Origin of the sequence: Dietzia sp. SYD-A1 (genome assembly GCF_015356725.1) — a bacterium.
Classification (GTDB): Bacteria; Actinomycetota; Actinomycetes; order Mycobacteriales; family Mycobacteriaceae; genus Dietzia.
The window spans coordinates 1-771 of the sequence record NZ_JADDKI010000658.1; the positions used below are offsets into that span (position 1 = coordinate 1).

A 771-nucleotide genomic window follows, 5' to 3' on the forward strand; every position below is an offset into this window, starting at 1 on the left:
GGGTGCCGTACCAGTCGTCCGCACCGTCGACGGGGGCGGACATGCCCTGCTGGGCTGCGGCCGCACGCTCGGCCTGACCCCACCGGGGCAGCGGCTCCGGGGAGGGCTTTCCCTCGACGCGACCCGGGGTGGCGACGCCGGTCTCGAGGAACTCCATCACCACGGCGTCGACAGCCGCGTTACCGGTGCGGAAGGTGCCGTGATCACCGCCGCCGACGACGACCAGCGTCCCCCCGAGCGTCTCGACGACCCGGTGTGCGCCGGCGATCGGGGTGACGGCGTCCTTCTCCGAGTGCAGGACGAGCGGCTTCTGGTCGAGGGCGTCACCGTTCGGCTGGATGGTGCGCGCGACCGGTGCCCAACCGACGCAGTCGTCGCCGGCGGCCTCGGCGGCCGCACGGGTGGTGAGCCTGTTGCCACCCGTGTACCTGTCGGCCTTGGCCGCCATGACTCCCAGCTCGCTGGACGGCGAGGCGGTCTCGTTGCACGTGATGATCGCGTTCATCTCGATGTCGGTGCGGAAGACCGGCGAGCGGCTCTCCTGCGCGGCGACGATCCGGGCGGCCGTCGCCGGGTCGACCCGGGCGATGGTGCCGCCGTCGTTGTAGTACTTGAGCATGTGCGCGAGCATCGGCCACGCCTGCTCGGAGTAGGTCGCCCCCACCGTGGCGTCGTACAACCCGGTCGTGGCGTTGTTGGTCAGGCCCTGCAGCGCGAGGGCGCGTCCGAGACCCTCGGCGCGGGCCAGGGCGGGCGCGGTCCCGTTGAGGG

At 72.6% G+C, this 771-nt stretch carries 1 protein-coding gene; it reads right to left on the reverse strand.

Translation table 11 applies throughout. The annotated features are described in order from the left end of the window. Positions 1 to 771, reverse strand: a 771-nt coding sequence (locus IY392_RS18285) for an alpha/beta hydrolase (RefSeq protein WP_194861997.1), incomplete at both ends; no start/stop codon positions are given.